Genomic DNA, 19634 nt, shown 5'->3' with positions numbered 1-19634 from the left:
ATCGTCGCGGGCCTTAGCCGCGTCCCTCGTCATCCGCAACCAGCCGCGCAGCAATCAGTCCGCGCAGCGCATTTCCGACGAACAATCCTTGCGCGCAATCGGCCGGGGTCAGGTCCGCCTCGACCGCGCGGCCCTCCGCGATCAGGTGCGCGCGCAGCACGCCCGGCAGCATGCCGGGGCGCAGCAGCGGCGTCATCAGCATGCCGTCGGGCCGCTCGACGAAGATCGAGGTGAAGCTGCCCTCGGTCAGCAGGCCAGCAGCGTGGGTGAACAGCGTGTCGAACGTCGTCGCTCCGGCCCGCGCCGCCGCCCAGTGGCGCCGGTCGCTCGTCTTGTGCGCCAGCCGGAAATCGTCGGCGTCGACGGGCAGCGGCCGGATGTCGACCGGCACCGGCAGTGCGGGCGTGGCGGGCATCGGCGCGACCTCGATCGCAATGGTGCCGCCGCGCGCGAGCAACAGGCGGACCCGCGCGGCCGCACGCAGCCGGAAGGTCGCGGCCTGCAGCTCGTTGCGCGCGCCATGCCGGTCGAAGCGAAAGCCGAGCGCGGCGGCGCTTGCGCGCATCCGCTCCAGATGGCGCTCGAGCAGCGGCATCCCCTCCAGCGGGTCGAAGGCGATCGTCTCGACCAGGTCGATCGGCCGCGCCCCCGTCGTCAGGAACGCGGCCTTGGTCAGGCATTCGGCCCATTCCTGTTCGGCAACCGAATCGGCGACCACCCCCGATCCCAGCCCGATGCGCGCCTGCAATGCGCCGGGCTTCAGATGCAGGGTGCGGATCGCGACGTTGAACTGCGCGCTGCCCTGCGGCGTCACCGTACCGATCGCGCCGGTATAGGCGCCGCGCGGCTCGCCCTCGACCTCGGCCAAAATTTCCATCGCGCGCAGCTTGGGCGCGCCGGTGATCGACCCGCACGGGAACAGCGCGCGCAGCATCGTCGATGGCGGGCATCGGTCAGGCAGCTCGGCGGCGACGGTCGACACCATCTGGTGCACGCTTGGATAGGTCTCGATCGCAAAGGCCTCGGGCACGGTCACGCTGCCCGGCCGGGCGATGCGCGACAGGTCGTTGCGCATCAGGTCGACGATCATCAGGTTTTCGGCGCGCTGCTTGGGGTCGTTGCGCAATGCCGCCGCGGCCTGGCGATCCTGCTCCGGCGTGTCGCCGCGCGCGGCGGTGCCCTTCATCGGACGCACCGCGATGCGGCGGTCGGCGGCGGCAAAGAACAGCTCGGGCGAGAAGCTGAGCAGCCAGTCCTCGCCCGTCCACACCACGCCGCCATAGCCGGCGGCGGCGCGCGCGCGGATCGCGGCGTACAGCGCCAGCGGGTGGCCCGCGACCGGCGCGCGCGCCGCAAAGGTCAGGTTGGCCTGATAGATGTCGCCGGCCAGGATCGCGTCGTGCACCGTGGCAAAGCGGGCGGCATAGCCCGCCGGATCGATCTCGGGCACCGCCGCGCCGACATAGGCGCCGTCGCCGGGCGGCAGCGCGGCGTGCAACGCATCGGCATCGATCGGCGTCACCGCGTCGAACACACCGAACCAGCCGACCGGCAGCCGGTCGTCGCCGTCGGGGACAAGCATGCGGGCGTGGCGCGTCAGCCGGGGTTCGAGCGCAAAGCCGGCCTCATAGCCCAGGAACCCGGCGACATGCGCGCCCTGCGCCACCGCGGCGTCGATCGCGTCGAGCAGCGGCGCGACCGCGTCGAGCCGGTCGGCGCGCAGGATGCGGACGGGGTCGCGATAAAGCCGTGCCGGCGTGCCGGGGGTGCGGGCGTCGTCGACGAGGACGAAGGGCGGGGACGTGCCGTACATCATGGCCGCCCGGCCATGCAGCGCGCGCGCCGCCGGGGCAAGTGCGTGTTGCCGCCGCCGGTCGCCTTGCCTATCTCCGCTGGCCATGACCCAAGCCCCTTCCGCCGGCGAACCGCCGTTGCGCGCCGCGATCGTTCCGGTGACGCCGCTTCAGCAGAATGCGACGATCCTGTGGTGCACCGCCACGATGCGCGGCGCCTTCACCGATCCCGGCGGCGATCTCGACCGGCTGGCCGGGGCGGCGGCGCAGCTGGGCGTGACGATCGAGAAGATCCTGATCACCCACGGCCATATCGACCATTGCGGCCAGGCGGGCGTGCTCGCCCGCCAGCTGGGCGTGCCGATCGAGGGGCCGCACGAGGCCGACCGGTTCTGGATCGCCCGGCTGGCCGATGACGGCCGCAACTATGGCGTGCGCGGCGAAGTGTTCGAGCCCGATCGCTGGCTCGAAAATGGCGACCAGGTCACGGTCGGCGATCTGGTGCTCGACGTCTATCACTGCCCCGGCCATACGCCGGGTCACGTCGTCTTCCACCACGCGCCGTCAAGATTCGCGGTGGTCGGCGATGTGCTGTTCCGCGGCTCGATCGGGCGCTGGGACTTTCCGATGGGCAATCACGACGACCTGATCGCCTCGATCACCGGGCGGCTGTGGCCGCTCGGCGACGACACCCATTTCGTGCCGGGGCATGGCGAGACGAGCAGCTTCGGCCATGAACGCCGCACCAATCCGCTGGTCGGCGACCGCGCGCTCGCGGGGCGTTGAGGGGCGGAAGATCTTGAGAGAGGCGCTTCGGACCTCCATCCGGGGAGACTGCCCCGGAACGCGCATTGCATCGATGTGATCTTGAATCTTGTCGTCACCCCGGGCTTGACCCGGGGTCCCGCTTCTTCGCGTGCCGGATCAGGCAGCGGGACCCCGGCTCGAGGCCGGGGTGACGAGCGAGGAGTGGCTGGGCTTTCCGATAAGGCCCTGTCCCGGTCAGCCTCACCGGATCAGCGGAGGGTCAGAGCTCGCTAATCGATGCCGCCCCTCACCCGAAGCTCAGGAACGGGATCGCCAGCGCGGTTGCGGCCAGCAGGATGGTCATGGTCAGCGTCACGATCGTGCCGATCTGGCGCCCCAGCATCCACCCGTCCATGCCGAAAGGATGGAGCACGCGCGCGCCGATATAGGCTGCCGCGGCCAGCCACAGCCACCCGCTCGTTCCCAGTGCCAGCTCGATCAGCGCGATCAGGATCACGATGATCGGGGTATATTCGATGAAGTTCGCCTGGGCGCGCATCCGGCACTGCATCGTCGCATTGCCGCCGTCGCCCATCGCGATCTTCTCGGCAAAGCGGACGCGGATGATCCGCGCGCCCAGCCAGACGTTGATCAGCGCCGCCGCGGCCGCGGTCGCCAGCGTGACGGGCAGGATGATGGTGTCCATGTATAGCGTTCCCCCGGATATTGGTGTCGCCTGGGCTGCCACGGCCGGGCGATACTTGCAACGTGGCGGAAATCGGCTATAGGCGCTCGCTCGCTTCGTGACCTGCCAGCCCGCCGGTCGGGCGGGTCGCGCGCTTGCGGCGCGGCTTGCCTGGAACCAGGGTGTGGCGTATCGCGACCCCGAACACCCAGATTGCAGATGGATAAGGTGCCGAAATGGCAGTTCCGAAGAGAAAGACCTCGCCCTCCCGCCGTGGCATGCGCCGCGCGCACGACTCGCTCTCGGTCGAGTCGTTCCAGGAATGCCCGAATTGCGGCGAGTTGAAGCGCCCGCACAATCTGTGCATGGCTTGCGGCCACTATAACGGCCGGGAAATCGTTTCGGTCGAGGGCTGAGGCCCGCGCACGGACAGGAGTACGTCGCCGTCATGGCCAGGGGCTCGAGGATCGCCGTCGATGCGATGGGCGGCGACAAGGGGCTTTCGACCATGCTGGCGGGTGTCGCCCGCGCACATCGCCATGATCCGGCGCTCGCCTTCACCCTGGTCGGCGACGAGGCGCAGGTCGCCGGCGGGCTTGCTGCCTATGCCGAACTGGCCGATGCGGTCCGCATCGTCCATGCCGCCGAAACCGTCGGTGCCGACGACAAGCCCAGCCAGGCGATCCGGCGCGCGCGCACCACGTCGATGGGGATCGCGATCGACCTGGTGAAGCGGGGCGAGTCGGATGCCGCCATCTCCTGCGGCAATACCGGCGCGCTGATGGCGATGGCGAAGCTGGCGCTGCGCACCATGCCCGGCATCGACCGCCCCGCGCTCGCTGCGCTGCTGCCCAGCCTGGGCGAAACCGACACGGTGATGCTCGATCTCGGCGCCAATGCCGAATGCGACGCCCGCAACCTCGTCCAGTTTGCGGTCATGGGCGCGGCCTATGCGCGCACCGCGCTCGACCTCGACAATCCGCGCGTCGCGCTGCTCAACATCGGTACCGAGGAACTGAAGGGCACCGATGCGGTGCGCGACGCCGCCGCCCAGCTGCGCGGCGCGAACCATCTGCCGCTGCACTTCGCCGGCTTTATCGAGGGCGACCGGATCTCGCGCGGCGAAGTCGACGTCGTGGTGTGCGACGGCTTTTCCGGCAATATCGCGCTCAAGACGGCGGAGGGAACGGCGCGCTTCGTCGCCGACCTGCTGCGCCGCGCGTTCCAGAGCTCGGTGCGGTCGAAGATCGGGTTCCTGATCTCGCGTCCGGCGACCGACCTGCTTCGCCATCATCTCGATCCCAACAACCACAATGGCGCGGTGTTTCTGGGGCTCAACGGCCTGGTCGTGAAGAGCCATGGCGGCGCCAACGAAGCCGGCGTCGCCCACGCCATCGCCGTCGCCGCCAAGATGGTGCGCGACGACCTCACGCGCCGGATCGCCGAAGATCTCGGAAATTTCGAAGCCAAGGCTGCCTGAAGGTTCCTGACATGACCATTCGTCGCGCCGTCGTTACCGGGACCGGCTCCGCCCTGCCGCGTACGCGGGTCAGCAATGCCGATCTGGCGGCGCGCGTCGATACCTCCGACGAATGGATCGTCGAGCGTACCGGCATCCGTTTCCGCCACATCGCCGAAGCCGACGAGACGACGTCGACGCTCGCGACCGCCGCTGCACGCACCGCGCTCGCCGCCGCCGGTCGCGTACCCGCCGACATCGACCTGATCGTGCTTGCCACCGCCACGCCCGACCAGACCTTTCCGGCCAGCGCCACGCTGGTGCAGGCCGCGCTCGGCATCGACGACTGCGTCGCCTTCGACGTGGCGGCAGTCTGCTCGGGCTTTCTCTACGCGCTCCAGGTGGCCGATTCGATGATCCGCGCCGGCGCGGCGACGCGCGCGCTGGTGATCGGATCGGAAACCTTCAGTCGCATCCTCGACTGGGAGGACCGCGCGACCTGCGTCCTGTTCGGCGACGGGGCGGGCGCGATCGTGCTCGAGGCCGACGAGGGCGACGGCACGCGCGGCGTGCTCGCCACCCGGCTGCACGCCGACGGGCGCCACAACCAGCTGCTCTATGTCGATGGCGGACCGTCGACCACCGGCACCGTCGGCAAGCTGCGGATGAAGGGGCGCGAGGTGTTCCGCCATGCCGTCACCAATCTGGCGGCGGTGATGAGCGAGGCGCTCGACGCGGCGGGCATGGCGGCGGACCGGGTCGACTGGGTCGTGCCGCATCAGGCCAATGCCCGCATCCTCGATGCGACCGCGCGCAAGCTGGGCCTCGCCCCGGAAAAGGTGGTGGTCACCGTCGACCAGCACGCCAATACCTCGGCGGCGTCGGTGCCGCTGGCGCTCGACGCGGCGATTCGCGACGGGCGCATCCGGCCGGGTCACCTGATCGTGCTGGAGGCGATGGGCGGCGGCTTCACCTGGGGCGCCAGCGTCGTCCAACTCTAGCACATCGGCAATTAGCTCCGGAATGGTCCAATATTGCACCCGCGCCACAGTGTGTTACACCGCGCGGCTGAACAGGGGGGACGAAAGAACATCGAATGTCGACAGTTGGAACCTTGACCCGCGCCGACCTGGCGGAATCGCTCCATCGCCAGATGGGTTTGTCCCGCGCGGATTCGGCGCGCCTGGTCGAACAGGTCCTCGACCATATGTGCGACGCGCTCGCCCGCGGCGAGAATGTGAAGATTTCCGGCTTCGGCAGCTTCATCCTGCGCGACAAGGGCGAACGGATCGGCCGCAATCCCAAGACGGGGGTCGAGGTGCCGATCGCGCCGCGCCGCGTCCTTACCTTCCGCGCCAGCCAGATGATGCGCGACCGCATCGTGCGCGCCGACTGAACGGGGTGTCCGGCCGGTCGGACAGCACACCCGGCGCCTTCGTGACGATCAGCGATCTGGCGCGCGAGCTTGGTTTGCCGCAGCATCGGCTGCGCTATTGGGAAACCCGCTTTCCGCAGCTGCGGCCGATGCAGCGCGCCGGGCAGCGTCGCTATTACCGGCCCGCCGACGTCGCGCTGGTCCGCCGCATCCATCGCCTGCTGGGTCAGGAAGGTTATACGATCGCCGGGGTGCAGCGCCTGCTCGCGGGGGAGCGTGGGGGGGCCGCGACGGCCGCCGAGCCCGTGCCCGACGCGCTGCGCCGGATCCGCGCGCTGCTCGCCGACGCGCTGGGTGCCGATCAGGCCTGATCGGGGCCGAGCGCGGGGTCGAGGTCGCGCGGCCTGACGAAGTTTTCGAGCCGCCCGCCATTCATCTTCAGGTCCGCCCACGCCCCGTCGAACGCGATCACGGCCAGGCTGGCGGTCGGGAACTTGTCCTCGACGCGCGCGCGCAGCGCATCGTCGTCGCTGGCCGGCACCAGCATGAGCACCAGGTCCTCGAGCCCCGGATTGTGCCCGATCAGCAGCGCGCGCTCGACATCGGCGGGCAGCTCGCGCACCAGGTCGAGCAGCGTCACCGCCGAGGCGAGGTAGATGCGCCGGTCGGGGACCGCGCCCAGCGTCGCGCCATAACCCGCCTCGAACCCCGCGATCGTTTCCTCGACCCGGCGGGCGGGGGAGGCGACGACATGGTCGAAGCCGAGCCCGAGCGACCGGACGTGCCGCCCCATCGTCGTCGCCGCGCGCTCGCCCTTGGCATTCAGCGGCCGGTCGAAATCGCGGGCGACGGGGTCGTCCCAGCCGGACTTGGCGTGGCGAAGCAGGGTAAGCGTCTTCATGGAGTCCCCGTCAGGCGGTCTGCTCCGCGTCATGCCCGATCGCCGCGCGCGTGGAAAGGTGCCGCGCGCGTGCGACCGCCTCGTCCAGCGTCACCCGCCGGACCGGCGTACCCTCGGGAAAGGCACCCAGCAGCCGCGACGGCATCGCCGCCGACAACAGGATGAACGCGCCCGAATCGTCGGCGCGACGGATCAGCCGCCCGAACGCCTGCGCCAGCCGCGCGCGGACGATGCGGTCGTCATAGGCTGCCCCGCCGCCCGCCAGCCGCCGTGCCGCGTGCAGCACGCCGGGGCGCGGCCACGGCACGCCCTCCATCACCACCAGCCGCAGCGAGCGGCCCGGCACGTCCACCCCGTCGCGCAGCGCATCGGTGCCGATCAGGCTGGCGCGCGGATCGTCGCGGAAAATGTCCACAAGGGTCCCGGTGTCGATCGGGTCGACATGCTGGGCGTAGAGCGCCAGCCCCTCGCGCGCCAGCCGGTCGGCGATGCGGGCATGGACGCCGCGCAGCCGCCGGATCGCGGTGAACAGCCCCAGCACGCCGCCGCCCGACGCGACGATCAACCGGCCATAGGCATTGGCCAGCGCCGCCAGGTCGCCGCGCGCCACGTCGGTCACGATCAGCACCTCGGCCTGGGTCGCATAGTCGAACGGGCTCGCCGCCTCGAAGCGCGCCGCCGGGCGGATCAGGTGGCCGGCCCCGCTCTGCGCCTCCGCGACCGCCCAGTCGCCGCCCGCGCGCAACGTCGCCGAGGTCACCAGCACGCCATGTGCGGGCTCCAGCACGGTGCGCGCAAACGGCCGGCTGGGGTCCAGCCAGTGGCGGTGCAGCCCGACATCGACTTCGCGGCCCTCGATGCGGTCGATCGCCAGCCAGTCGACGAAGTCCGCGTCCGCCGGGCCGCCGATCCGCGCGATCAGCGCCAGCCAGGCCGCGACCATGTCGGCGCGCCAGCCGAGCGACGCGATCGCCCCCTCGATCCGCGCGCGCGCCGGCGCGTCCATCCAGTCGGGCGCATCCGCCAGCACCGCGTCGAGCCGCCGCCCCAGCGCGACCAGCGGGCGGAGCAGCGCATCCAGCGCATCCGCCGCCGGCCCCGCCGCCTCGACCAGCGCCGCGTCGGGCTCGGCCAGCTCGGTTTCCAGCCCATAGCCCGCGTCCGCCGCGCCGGTATCGCGCGCATAGACCAGCCCGCGCACCGCCCCCAGCAGCGCCTCGACCGGCCCGAACGGCGCGCCCTCGTGCAGCCGCTGCAGCCATCCGTCGCCGGGCAACGCGCGGGCGGCATCGACCGCGTCGTTGATCGCCGCGCCCCCGGCCTCGTCATAGCTGGCGACATCCGACAATCGCGCCGCCAGCCCGCGCCTGCGCCCGCGCGACGTGCCCTCCGGCCCCATGATCCAGCGGCGCAGCTCGATCGTCTCGGCCCCGGTCAGCGCCACCGCGAACATCGCATCCGCCGCGTCGAACAGGTGATGCCCCTCGTCGAAGACATAGCGGGTCGGCCGCGTCCCCGTCTCGCGCCCGCGCGCGGCGTTGACCATGACGAGCGCGTGGTTGGCGATGACGATGTCCGCCTGCGCGGATGCACGCGCGGCATGTTCGATGAAGCACTTCCGATAATGCGGGCACCCGGCATAGACGCACTCGCCGCGCCGGTCGGTCAGCGCGGTCGATCCGTTGCGGCGGAACAAGGTGGGCAGCCAGCCGGGCAGGTCGCCGCCGACCATGTCGCCATCGGCGCTATAGGCGGCCCAGCGCGCGACCAGCTGCGCCAGCACCGCGGCGCGCCCCTGAAACCCGCCCTGCAGCGCATCCTCCAAGTTGAGCAGGCACAAGTAATTCTCCCGCCCCTTTCGCGTCACGATCCGCCGCCGCCGCGCCGCCGGATCGGCGATCAGCCTCGCGCCCTCATGGTTCAGCTGGCGTTGCAGCGCCTTGGTGAATGTCGACACCCATACCGCGCCGCCCGCCTGCTCCGCCCACAGGCCGGCGGGGGCGAGGTAGCCCAGCGTCTTGCCGATCCCCGTTCCGGCTTCGGCCAGCACCAGATTGGGCGCGTCGCGCATCGCGCGCGGCTGGAACGCGGCGGCCGCCGCGCTCGCATAGGCGCGCTGGCCCGGCCGCTGCTCTGCCCCGTCGCCGGTCAGCTGCGCCAGCCGCGCGGCCACCTCCGCATCGTCCAGCGTCACCGTGCGCGGCGCAGGGCGGGGGGCTGATTCGTCCCATTCGGGCAGCTTGGAAAACAGCCAGCGTTCGGCCTTGTCCGGCCGCGCCAGCCGCTGCGTCACCAGCGCCGCCCAGGGCCAACGCAGCCGCGCCAGGCTCTGCGCGGCGGTCCACGCACCCTCGCGTTCCGGCCAGTCGCCCTCGCACGTCGCCAACAGCCGCGCGGTCGCCGCGCGCAGCAACGCCGGCACGCCCGCGTCACCCGCCGGCTCGTCCAGCCCGATCGTCCGCGCCAGCCCGCGCGGCGTCGGCACCATGAAGCGCGCCGGGTGCAGGAACGCGAACAGCTCCAGCACGTCCAACCCCGACAGCTCGCCATAGCCCAGCCGCTGCGCGACCAGCGGCGCGTTCAGCAGGATGACCGGCGTGTCGGCGGCGATCCGGATCGCCTCCCCCCGCCCGATCGCCCGCGTGCCGTCGCCGTCGGCGATCCAGACGCCGCCATGGCTGGCGTGCAGGGCAGGGTGGGGGAGCATGGGCGCGGTATCGCCGCTGCGGAACGAAATGGCAACGGGGTGGGACTGAATGGAGTCGCTGCCGATTTCCGCTTGGCCGGAGCTTGTCGACGGCCAGCCCTTGGTGTCCCAACCCCGACCTAAAAATCTGACCCGGAAAGCGTCTTGATCGAAGTCAGACCTCAATTTCCCGTCACCCCGGGCTTGACCCGGGGTCTCGCTGTTTCTCGCACCGGGTCAGGCAGCGGCACCCCGGCGCAAGGCCGGGGTGACGGGGAAAATTCGTTCAAACTTTGCGACGACTTTTTTTCGGACAGCCGGTCAGTTTCCCGATACAGCTTCGTCGTTTTCATCATCCTCTGGATCAGTGCGCTGACCCCCGCCTCAATCCCGCGTTGCATTTGGTCGGCACGAAAGTGCGGCAGTATCTGCTCGTCGATGATCGCCTTGCAAAGCGCATCTGGCAGCGCTTTCTCCAGACCGCGCGCGACCGCAATCCGAACCTGTCGTTCATTCGGTGCGATCAGGACGACCACGCCGTCGTCATGGTTCCTGCGGCCGATGCCCCACGCATTGCCCAGGTCGCGCGTAAAATCCGCGACATCCTGTCCATCAAGCGACGTGACGGTCACGACCACCATCTGATGACCTGTCGCCTGTTCGAGCGCGGCCAGTTGGCCGGTGAGCGCTGCTTCGGTGTCCGCATCGATGATGTCGGCGGCATCCGACACGCGGCCCGCCAGGGGGATTCGCGCCTTGACGGTGGTAATGGGCGGATCACTCTGAGTCTGGTGCGACTGACGCTGTTCCTGCTCAGTCGAGCAGGCAGCGACAAACGCCATCAGCAGCAGGGCGGGTCTTTTCACCCACGCAAGTTGCCGCCGGTTGAGGGCTTCAGCAATCAGATCGATCCTGAATGAACAAGTTTGTCGTCCGGTCCGGCTAGGCGTGCGGGCGCTGGATCAGCGCCGCCGCCTACGCCGCCCGCTAGAGCCGCCGCCCTCGCGATAAGGCTCGCACGCCACACCGTCGCCATCACGGTCCAGTCCGGCGCGATAGCCCCGCTCGCCGCGCTTGAGCGGCGCAGCGCCCGCCGCGCGTGCCGCCCCGCAATTTGGGTAGTAGATCGGAAGCGCGAAGGATCGCGAAGATGTCAAGCCGCCGCTTCCCGATTGGCTCGCGCCGTCCGCTGGACTCATGCCGAACCACACCCCGCCAAAGGTCAGCGTGGACAGGATCGCGGTCAGGGCGGCGAGCTTCGCGCTCATTCTCGCAACATGCGGCAATGTCGCTTAAGGAAGCCTTGCGGGCATCCCATGGCTGGCGCAGGTTGCTGGGCGTCCAGGCCGGTCATGGACGGGAGCGCACATGATCCATCTCGCCCTGATCCTCTCGCTCGCCTTGTTCGCACCCGCGCCCGCCGAGCCGCCGCCGCCGCGCGACGTGCGCGCCATCATCCGCGATGCGCGCCTCCTCATCGCGCGGCACGGCGACGCGGTGTGGCCCGGCCTGTCGCGCGCGCCGCAACGTATCCTGCTGGTCGAGGCAGCGCGCGAGACGCTGTTCTGTGCGGCGCCCACACCGGGTTTCATCGCGATCGGCGACGATGCCGTCAGCGGCTGTGCGATGCAGGTCCGTCCGCGCCGCTATGATGTCGATAGCGAGGCCACGCTGGACGAGGACGGCGTGCCGCTGGTCGTCATCGGCCTGCCCAGGGCCACGGGCCGCACCGGCACCGACTGGCTGCTCACCCTGCTGCACGAGCAGTTCCACCAGTATCAGCAGGTTCTGCCGGGCTTTGCCGCCGCGCGCGACCGCGCCGACGCACGGCTGCGCGGCACGGCGTCCGATGCGGCGTGGATGCTCGATCATCCCTTTCCCTACGCCGATCCGGCGGTGGCGGCGGGCTTTGCCCGGCTGAACGATATGGCCGGGGAATTTCTGTCCGCGACCACGCCCGATGCCGCGCGCGCGGCCGCCACGGCCTATGTCGCTGCAAGGGGCGAGGTGACTGGCCGCCTCGACGCCCGCGACCGCTGCTATCTCGAATTCCAGCTGGGGCAGGAGGGGGTGGCGCGCTGGACCGAGCTTCAGTTCGCGCGGGTCGCGGGTGCGCAATCATCCAAGCTGCGCCGCGCCGCGCGCGACCGTCGCCTTTGGCTCAGCGTCAGCCTGAAATCCGCGCGCGCGCAGGGGCTGGGCATCTGGAAACGCGGTGCCTTCTACGCGCTCGGCGCGGCGGAGGCGGAGATGCTCGATCGCTTCGCGCCCGACTGGCGGCAGGCCTACGTCGTCGAACCCTTTGCGCTCGGCCCGCTGCTCGCGCGCACCTTTGACGATGCGCCCACACGCGGCATTTCGCCGCAATCCGCCTGCTGACGGGACCGGCTGTCCTGCATCGGCGCGACATGCCAGCGTCGCGTCATGCGCACCGCCAAACGCCTGCCCCGCCGCCCTTCCGCATGGCCCGCGGCGCGGGGGGGCAAAAGCTGTCACAGCCCGCAACTTCCACAACTTCGCTTGCCCCGGCGCATCCGCCTGCACACCCGGATTTGCGATTCGCCGCGCTTCGCGCCAAGGGCATCGCACCATGACCAAGATTGATTCCGCACTCCGCGCCGCCGCGCTCGACTCCAAGGCCTGGCCCTTTGAGGAGGCGCGCAAGCTTTTGAAGCGCTATCCCGACGGCAAGCCGGCCAAGGATGGACGGGTCGACGCGGTGCTGTTCGAAACCGGCTACGGCCCCTCGGGGCTACCGCATATCGGCACCTTCAACGAAGTGCTGCGCACAACGATGGTGCGGCGGGCATTTGAAACCCTGTCGGATCAGCCCACCCGGCTGATCGCCTTTTCCGACGATATGGACGGCCTGCGCAAGGTGCCCGACAATGTCCCCAACCCCGAAATGCTGCAGCAATATCTGGGACATCCGCTGACACGGGTGCCCGACCCGTTCGGCCGGTTCGAAAGTTTTGCTGCGCACAATAATGCCATGCTGCGCGAATTTCTCGACCGCTTCGGCTTTGACTATGTCTTCGCGTCTTCGACCGATTACTACACGTCCGGCCGCTTCGACGACGCGCTGCGCGCGGTGCTGCGCCACTATCAGGCGATCATGGACGTGATGCTGCCGACGCTGCGCGCCGAGCGCCGGGCGACCTATTCGCCCGTCCTGCCGATCAGCCCGAAGTCGGGCGTGGTGCTCCAGGTCCCGGTCGAGGTCGTCGACGCCGATGCGGGGATCGTGCGCTTCACCGACGACGGCGACGTGATCGAGCAGTCGATCCTGTCGGGCGGGGCCAAGCTGCAGTGGAAGGTCGACTGGGCGATGCGCTGGGTGGCGCTCGGCGTCGATTACGAAATGGCGGGCAAGGACCTGATCGATTCGGTCATTCAGTCGGGCAAGATCGCCCGCGTGCTCGGCGGCCGCCCGCCCGAGGGCTTCAATTACGAGATGTTCCTGGACGAGAAGGGCGAGAAGATCTCGAAGTCCAAGGGCAACGGGCTCAGCCTCGACCAATGGCTGACCTATGGCACCGACGAGAGCCTGGCCTTCTACATCTATCGCGAGCCGAAAAAGGCGAAGGCGCTGCACATGGGCGTCATCCCGCGTGCGGTCGACGACTATTGGCAGTTCGCGGGCAACTATGCCGACCAGCCGATCGAACAACGGCTCGGCAATCCGGTCCACCACATCCACAACGGCCCGCCGCCGGTCGCCGGACTGCCGGTGACGTTCGGCCTGCTGCTCAACCTGGTCGGGGTGATGGGTGCGGCGGCGACGCGCGCGCAGGTGTGGGGTTATCTCGGCAACTATGTCGCCGATGCGACGCCGGAGAGCCATCCCGCGCTCGACGCGCTGATCGACCGGGCGCTCGCCTATAACCGCGATGTCGTCGCCCCCACCCTGGTCCGCCGCGCGCCCGAAGGAGTCGAGATCGAGGCGCTGCGCCGTCTCGACGCGGTGCTCGCCGCGCTGCCCGCCGGTGCCCATGCCGAAGCGATCCAGAACGAGGTGTACGAGATCGGCAAGACCGCCGGGTTCGACAATCTCCGCGACTGGTTCCGCGCGCTCTATGAAACGCTGCTCGGCAGTGCGCAGGGCCCGCGCATGGGCAGCTTCATCGCGCTCTACGGTATCGAGAACAGCCGCAGGCTGATCGCCGACGCGCTGGCGAAAGCGGGCGCGGACGGCTGAACCCTGTTCGTCGCCCCGGGCTCGACCCGGGTGACGGATTTATCAGGACCGGCTCACTCCACCGGCAGCGCCCAGGCGAGCCGCACCTCGCCGCCCGAAGGCTCGACCGTCGCGGCGACCCCCGCTGCGGTCAGCCGCTCGGCGACCAGCCCGGCGGGCTCGGCGGGGCCAGTGACGGTGACGGGCAGCTTCAGCCGCTGCCCCGCCCAGATCGCGGTGGCGATCGCATCTGCACCCGCCGTATCGGGTTCGTCGCCGTCAAAGCCGACGGGCCCCAGCGCGACCATCGGCGGCACGAGCTCGACCGACCAGCCGCTGGCGCCGCTGCCGACGCGCGCCTCCAGCGTGCGATATGCCGCCATCGTCGCGCCGGGCAACGGGGTCGCGTTGACGAGGATGCGGTGATTGGCCGGATCGACCAGGATCTGGTCGCTCGCCACGCCGGCGGCGACCGCCAGCTGGGCGACGATGCGCTGGGTGACGCGGTCCCCCGCGGCCCCGGCCGGCCCGCCGCGCGCCGCTGCGATCTGCGCGGCCTCCGCCTGCGCGCTGGTGCCGACGCGATATTGTTCCAGGCTGACGCGCACCGGCCGGTCGAGCAGGTCGGTCAGCCGCGCCGCCGCCGCGCGCTCGGCCTGCGGCTCGATCTTGGGGGTCAGCACCACGGCGGCGACGCTGATCGGATCGCGGGCATAGTTGATCTCGATCTGGCTCAGCCGCGCGTCGCCGGCGAATTGCGCCGCGACGACCTCGCGCGCGGTCCGTGACGACGCGGTCTCCCAAGCGATCTGGCGCAGCGACAGCCCGAGCGGGATCGCCAGCGCGACGAAGCTGCCGATGACCAGCACCGTCTGCAACAGGGTGTGCTGCGGCGTCAGGTGCGAGCCGAAGCCATAGAGCCGCGCCATCACCGCGGCGGCGAGCGCGATCGTCATCAGGTTGGTGAGGAACAGCAGCAGCGCGCCGCCGAACACCGTCCAGTTGGTCGTCGCCAGGCCGAAGCCGACGACCGCGAGCGGCGGCATCAACGCGGTGGCGATCGCCACGCCCACCACCGTGCCCTCGCGTCCGCGCACCATCGCATAGGCACCCGCGAGCGCGGAAAACAACGCGACCATCAGATCGAACAGGTTGGGCCGGGTCCGCGCCGCGATCTCGTCGGTCACGTTCTGGAGCGGCGAGATGAGGACGAGCGCGGCGGTAAACAGGATCGCGAGCACCGTGCCGAGCGCCAGCGCGCTCGCCGAAGTCCGGATCTCGTCCGAATCGAAGGTGGCCAGGCCGAAGCCCAGCCCGATAATCGGCCCCATCAGCGGCGAGATCAGCATCGCGCCGATCACCACCGCCGGCGACGAAAGCAGCAGCCCGAGCACCGCGATGCCCGCCGACATCAGCACCATGAAGGCGTATCGGCCGCTCCACCCCGCATCGTCGCGCACCCGGTCCATGACGCGGTTGTGGTCGACGCTGGTCACGACATGGTCGAGCCACCAACGGAACATCGGGTTGAGCCGGGCGACCATGTGGGGCAACTCCATCTTGCGCTCGGTAAGGGGTTTTCTCGACCGGGGCCAGCATCTACGAGGGTCGGACAAGGCAATGGACGGGGGAAGCGGGATGACGGCACGCCGGGGCGGCAATTCGGCATTGCGTCAGTTCCTGAAAAGCGAGGCGGCCGGCGGGATCATCCTGATCGCGGCGGCGGCGCTGGCGATGGTGATCGCCAATCTGGACGCGATGTCGGAAGCGTATTTCCACCTGCTCCACCTGGAAACCGGGCCGGTGATTAGTCCGAAATACGGGCCGATGACCATCCACCTGTGGGTCAACGACGCGCTGATGGCGGTGTTCTTCCTGTTCGTCGGGCTCGAGATCAAGCGCGAGTTCGTTGACGGGCGGCTTGCCACCTGGGAGCGCCGCCGCCTGCCCTTCATCGCGGCGGCCGCCGGCATGGTGGTGCCCGCGCTGGTCTATCTGGCGGTGACCCGCGGCGACGCGGCGCTGGCGCAGGGCTGGGCGATCCCGGCGGCGACCGACATCGCGTTCGCCATCGGCGTGCTCGCGATCCTGGGCAAGCGCGCCCCCGCGTCGCTCAAGCTGTTCCTGACCACGGTCGCGATCGTCGACGACATGGGCGCGGTGCTGATCATCGCGCTTGCCTATACGGCGGGGTTGAAATCGCTGGCGCTGCTCGGCGCGGCGGTGGTGATGGCGGTGATGTACGCGCTCAACAAGTCGAACGTGCTGCGGCTCTGGCCCTATCTGCTGCTCGGCTTGGTCCTGTGGTACTTCGTTTTCCTGTCGGGCGTCCACGCGACGATCGCGGGCGTGCTGACCGCGATGATGATCCCGATCGTCAAGACGCCCGGCACGCCCGACGCGCATGAGTCGCCGCTCCACCGGCTGGAGCATGCGCTGCACGGCTGGGTCGCCTATCTGGTCGTCCCCGTGTTCGGCTTTGCCAATGCCGGGGTCTCGCTTTCCGGACTGAGCCCCGCGATCATCCTCGAACCGCTGCCGCTCGCGGTGCTGCTCGGCCTGTTCCTGGGCAAGCAGTTCGGGATTTTCGCAGCGATCTGGGGCGCGGTGAAGCTGGGCATCGCCGAACGTCCGGGCGGGGCCAGCTGGACCCAGATCTATGGCGTCGCGATGCTGGCCGGCATCGGTTTCACGATGAGCCTGTTCATCGGCGGCCTCGCCTTTCCCGGCAACGAACTGCTGATCGACGAGGTCAAGATCGGCGTGCTGCTCGGGTCGATCCTGTCGGCGGTCGCGGGCTACCTGATCCTGCGCGGCGCGGACACCGCGGCCGAGCGCGCAGCCAAGCAGGAAGCAGCATTGCGCGAAGTGGCGGGGCTCTGATCGCATGCACGCCTTTTTCGATCCCGGCCAGCTTGCCCACGCGCCCGTGCAGGAACTGCACAATGGCGGCTGGACGCCCTATGCCGAGGTTCCCGCGCGTGCCCGCGCCATCCTGGATGCAATCGGCGGGGCAGCACCGCCGGTCGATCACGGCGACGCGGCGATCCGCGCGGTGCATGGCGGCGACTATCTGGATTTCCTGCAGGGTGCGGCGGCCGAGTGGGCGGCGGCGGGGCGCGGCGGCGATGTGATCGGCTATGTCTGGCCGGTGGTCGGCCGTCGGCCGCTGAAGCTGAGCCGCATCGATGCGCGGATCGGCCAGTTCAGCTTCGATGCGTCGACCCCGATCATGGCGGCGACCTATGCCGCCAGCTATGGCGCGACCCAGTCGGCCTTGTCGGCGCTCGACGCGGTGCTGGCGGGCGAGCGCACGGCCTTTGCCCTGTCGCGTCCGCCCGGCCACCATGCGGGTGCGGACTATTGCGGCGGCTATTGCTACCTCAACCATGCCGCCGTCGTGGCACAGGCGGCGCGCGATGCCGGCGTGGCGCGGGTGGCGATCCTCGACATCGACTATCACCACGGCAATGGCACCCAGGATATCTTCTGGGAGCGTGGCGATGTGTTCTACGCCAGCGTCCATGCCGACCCGGCGACCGACTATCCCTTCTACTGGGGGCACGGCGACGAGGTCGGCGCGGGCGCGGGCGAGGGCGCGACGCTCAACCTGCCGCTGCCGCAGGGCACCGGGATCGACGCGTTCCGCGCGGCGCATGCGACCGCGCTCGACGCGATCGCCCGTTTCGCGCCGGGGCTCCTGGTCGTGAGCTTTGGTGCCGACACCTTCATCGGCGATCCGATCAGCCATTTCCGGCTGGCCACCGCCGACTATGCCCCGATCGCACGCGACATCGCCGCGTGCGGGTGGCCGACGGTGATCGTGATGGAGGGCGGCTATGCCGTCGACGCGCTGGGCGCGAACGTCGCGAGCTTCCTGAGCGGGTTCTAGACTCGTTTTCAGCCCCGCTGAAACACGCCCGACCGCGGCTATCCGTCGGTTGTGCGGACCGGCGGGCGGGCGCGGGTGTCGACGCGCAGCTCGAAGATGTCGGGTCGCGCATAATGGCCGGCAACGTCGAGGTCGTACTTGCCGTGCGCGATGTCGCCCGGGTCGATATCGGCGAGCAGTACCGCCTCCGCGCCATAGACCGGGCCGGCCAGGACCTCCCCCAACGGCGAGACGATCATGCTGCCGCCGCGGATCAGCACGGTTGCGGGGTCATCGCCCTGGATGCAGTCATAGTCGGCGGGGGCATCGGCGCGGGTCATGAACTGGCAGGCGCTGAGCACGAAACAGCGGCCTTCATAGGCGATGTGGCGCATCGACACGGGCCACATGTCGCGATCGTCGACGGTCGGCGCACAATAGAGCTGAACACCCGCGGCGTGATAATATTGGCGGAGCGCGGGCATATAGTTTTCCCAGCAGATCGCGGCCGCGACGCGACCCACCTGCGTGTCGACCACCGGCAGCGTCGACCCGTCGCCCTGACCCCAGATCAGCCGCTCGCTGGCGGTCGGCATCAGCTTGCGGTGGCGGGCGATCAGCGTGCCGTCGGGGCCGAAGGTGAGCGCGGTGCAATAGAGCGTTCCCCCGTCGCGCTCGATGACGCCGGTAACCAGCGTCAGCCCGGCGGCGGCTGCCATTTCGCCGATCCGCGCGGTTTCGGGGCCGGGAACGTCGATCGCCGCGGCATGATAGCGCGCGAAATCATCGCGGCCCGCCGGGGTGCGCGACCCGACCCGCGCACCGAAATCGAGCCCCTTGGGATACCCGCCGACATAGGCTTCCGGGAAGACGGCAAGCTCGACCCCCGCATCCTTCAGCGCAGCGACATGCCGCGCCATGCGGTCGAGCGTGGCGGGGGTGTCGAACAGGGTACTGCCTGCCTGGACGACGGCGATGCGGTGCGTGGTCATGCCGGCACTCCTTGGGGACTGGCGAACTGCTGCAATCGGCGCACGCCTATCGTTTCAAACAATGTTCGCGGTGCCATTTCAAAAAGGCGGGATGCGGACGTTCCCTTATATCGGCGGGCAGCCGGGCGTGGCCATCCGCGTTGATCAACGCTTCGATGCTGCCCCGGTCGTTGATATGCCTCGAAACAATAATCTCCAGGCTGTCGTCGAGCGAAATGAGGCCTCGATCAAATGCCCAATGGATCGTGCCTGACAGGGCAAGTCCGTTTGCGACCATATCAGGTCCATTATCCGCGACTGATTGAATGTGAGCCGCTTCTACCTCGGCTCTGCCGCCGCCATTGATCAACTTAAGGCCCGTGATGGCGCAGCGCTCACCATAAGCCCGCAATACCGATCGCCTGAAGGCGCGATCGCGCACCGGTCTGGAAAGAAGTCGCGATTGCCTGGCTCGATCTCCAAAATCAAAATCAAGCCGGTTGTCTTTCAAGGTGTTCGAGTCGGACCACATTGCCCGAGGCAGCAAATCATCTTCATCGGGCAAGCCAAGTCGGATTATTTTGCTAAAGTCGTCATTCGACAGAGGCCTGATAGACCACTGCGCATTTGCAAGACCCGATTCAACAATCTCCCCATTGATCATACGGGGCACGAAAGTGCTGAACTGAAGGAAGCTTCCGGGATCGATCCACGCGTAGTACATGCCGGGCTGCGACGGGTCAGAGGTAATGTCGCTTACACGTGCAACTGCCCAATATCCTCTAGAGGCACGCTCTTTGATCGGTTCGTAATAGACGATCCAATCGCCGACAAACGCCCGGGCGCGTTCGAGATACTGTCTCGGGAAATGATATCGGACGGCAGGCGAGTCGTCGTAGATCGACCCTTCCTTGTAGATGAAGACGCCGTGAGACACCGCGGCATCATGTAATGCGCCGATTCAGAAGG

Annotated in this window: 19 protein-coding genes; 10 read left to right on the top strand and 9 right to left on the bottom strand. The window is 69.1% G+C overall.

The annotated features are described in order from the left end of the window. Positions 1–13: 13 nt before the first annotated feature. Positions 14–1816, bottom strand: a complete 1803-nt coding sequence (gene pabB, locus AX676_RS12080) for an aminodeoxychorismate synthase component I (protein ID WP_066480679.1) — start codon at positions 1814–1816, stop codon at positions 14–16. An 82-nt stretch (positions 1817–1898) separates the two neighbouring features. Between pabB and AX676_RS12075 the strand changes: the two genes are divergently transcribed. Next, positions 1899–2579 carry an MBL fold metallo-hydrolase gene (locus AX676_RS12075; RefSeq protein ID WP_066480680.1) on the top strand — a complete coding sequence of 227 codons (681 nt, stop codon included), beginning with the start codon at positions 1899–1901 and terminating at the stop codon, positions 2577–2579. A gap of 268 nt (positions 2580–2847) precedes the next feature. Here AX676_RS12075 and AX676_RS12070 read toward each other — a convergent pair whose 3' ends face one another. Further along, complete coding sequence (locus tag AX676_RS12070; protein ID WP_066480681.1) at positions 2848–3246, bottom strand: MAPEG family protein; 399 nt, start codon at positions 3244–3246, stop codon at positions 2848–2850. A 215-nt stretch (positions 3247–3461) separates the two neighbouring features. Between AX676_RS12070 and rpmF the strand changes: the two genes are divergently transcribed. The 5 genes from rpmF to AX676_RS12045 all read left to right on the top strand — a co-directional run bounded on the left by rpmF (position 3462) and on the right by AX676_RS12045 (position 6430). After that, a complete protein-coding gene (gene rpmF / locus AX676_RS12065) occupies positions 3462–3641 on the top strand; it encodes a 50S ribosomal protein L32 (RefSeq protein WP_066480682.1) in 180 nt (59 codons plus the stop codon). 32 nt (positions 3642–3673) lie between these two features. Then, a complete protein-coding gene (gene plsX, locus AX676_RS12060) occupies positions 3674–4705 on the top strand; it encodes a phosphate acyltransferase PlsX (RefSeq protein ID WP_066480683.1) in 1032 nt (343 codons plus the stop codon). Positions 4706–4716: 11 nt separating this feature from the next. Continuing rightward, positions 4717–5685: a beta-ketoacyl-ACP synthase III gene (locus AX676_RS12055; protein ID WP_066480684.1), complete on the top strand. Its 969-nt coding sequence runs from the start codon at positions 4717–4719 to the stop codon at positions 5683–5685. A gap of 95 nt (positions 5686–5780) precedes the next feature. Next, positions 5781–6080, top strand: coding sequence for an integration host factor subunit alpha (locus AX676_RS12050; RefSeq protein WP_066480686.1), 300 nt, complete (start codon positions 5781–5783; stop codon positions 6078–6080). A 5-nt stretch (positions 6081–6085) separates the two neighbouring features. Next, positions 6086–6430 carry a MerR family transcriptional regulator gene (locus AX676_RS12045; protein WP_066480687.1) on the top strand — a complete coding sequence of 115 codons (345 nt, stop codon included), beginning with the start codon at positions 6086–6088 and terminating at the stop codon, positions 6428–6430. Here the strand turns inward: AX676_RS12045 and AX676_RS12040 are convergent. The 4 genes from AX676_RS12040 to AX676_RS18115 all read right to left on the bottom strand — a co-directional run bounded on the left by AX676_RS12040 (position 6421) and on the right by AX676_RS18115 (position 10914). Then, on the bottom strand, positions 6421–6960 hold the full coding sequence (locus AX676_RS12040) for a SixA phosphatase family protein (protein WP_066480689.1): 540 nt from the start codon (positions 6958–6960) through the stop codon (positions 6421–6423). The genes AX676_RS12045 and AX676_RS12040 overlap by 10 nt on opposite strands. A 10-nt stretch (positions 6961–6970) precedes the next feature. Next, a complete protein-coding gene (locus AX676_RS12035; RefSeq protein WP_066480694.1) occupies positions 6971–9667 on the bottom strand; it encodes an ATP-dependent DNA helicase in 2697 nt (898 codons plus the stop codon). A gap of 161 nt (positions 9668–9828) precedes the next feature. Beyond that, positions 9829–10512 carry a TPM domain-containing protein gene (locus AX676_RS12030; protein ID WP_066544394.1) on the bottom strand — a complete coding sequence of 228 codons (684 nt, stop codon included), beginning with the start codon at positions 10510–10512 and terminating at the stop codon, positions 9829–9831. A 96-nt stretch (positions 10513–10608) separates the two neighbouring features. Next, the gene (locus AX676_RS18115) at positions 10609–10914 is read right to left on the bottom strand and encodes an excalibur calcium-binding domain-containing protein (protein ID WP_197417126.1); all 306 of its coding nucleotides are present in this window, start codon (positions 10912–10914) and stop codon (positions 10609–10611) included. Positions 10915–11014: 100 nt separating this feature from the next. On the opposite strand from AX676_RS18115, the gene AX676_RS12020 reads away from it, so the two are divergent. Continuing rightward, positions 11015–12025 (top strand): hypothetical protein, encoded by a 1011-nt coding sequence (locus AX676_RS12020; RefSeq protein ID WP_066480696.1) that lies wholly within the window; start codon positions 11015–11017, stop codon positions 12023–12025. A gap of 211 nt (positions 12026–12236) precedes the next feature. After that, positions 12237–13844, top strand: coding sequence for a lysine--tRNA ligase (locus AX676_RS12015; protein WP_066480697.1), 1608 nt, complete (start codon positions 12237–12239; stop codon positions 13842–13844). A 53-nt stretch (positions 13845–13897) separates the two neighbouring features. Here AX676_RS12015 and AX676_RS12010 read toward each other — a convergent pair whose 3' ends face one another. Next, positions 13898–15382 (bottom strand): DUF389 domain-containing protein, encoded by a 1485-nt coding sequence (locus AX676_RS12010; RefSeq protein ID WP_231726596.1) that lies wholly within the window; start codon positions 15380–15382, stop codon positions 13898–13900. A gap of 79 nt (positions 15383–15461) precedes the next feature. Here AX676_RS12010 and nhaA point away from each other — a divergent pair, with 79 nt between their 5' ends. Beyond that, complete coding sequence (gene nhaA, locus AX676_RS12005; protein ID WP_066480850.1) at positions 15462–16706, top strand: Na+/H+ antiporter NhaA; 1245 nt, start codon at positions 15462–15464, stop codon at positions 16704–16706. Between the two features lie 4 nt (positions 16707–16710). Further along, a complete protein-coding gene (locus AX676_RS12000) occupies positions 16711–17715 on the top strand; it encodes a histone deacetylase family protein (protein WP_066480698.1) in 1005 nt (334 codons plus the stop codon). Positions 17716–17753: 38 nt separating this feature from the next. On the opposite strand, the gene AX676_RS11995 is transcribed toward AX676_RS12000, so the two are convergent. Continuing rightward, positions 17754–18686 (bottom strand): carbon-nitrogen hydrolase family protein, encoded by a 933-nt coding sequence (locus tag AX676_RS11995; RefSeq protein ID WP_066480700.1) that lies wholly within the window; start codon positions 18684–18686, stop codon positions 17754–17756. A gap of 46 nt (positions 18687–18732) precedes the next feature. Then, the gene (locus AX676_RS17400; RefSeq protein ID WP_082731255.1) at positions 18733–19602 is read right to left on the bottom strand and encodes an HNH endonuclease; all 870 of its coding nucleotides are present in this window, start codon (positions 19600–19602) and stop codon (positions 18733–18735) included. Positions 19603–19634 lie beyond the last annotated feature (32 nt).

The organism is Sphingomonas sp. CCH21-G11 (assembly GCF_001555965.1).
GTDB lineage: Bacteria > Pseudomonadota > Alphaproteobacteria > Sphingomonadales > Sphingomonadaceae > Sphingomonas.
Note: the sequence above shows the minus strand (reverse complement) of the source record. Positions and strands in the feature narration are given on the sequence as shown.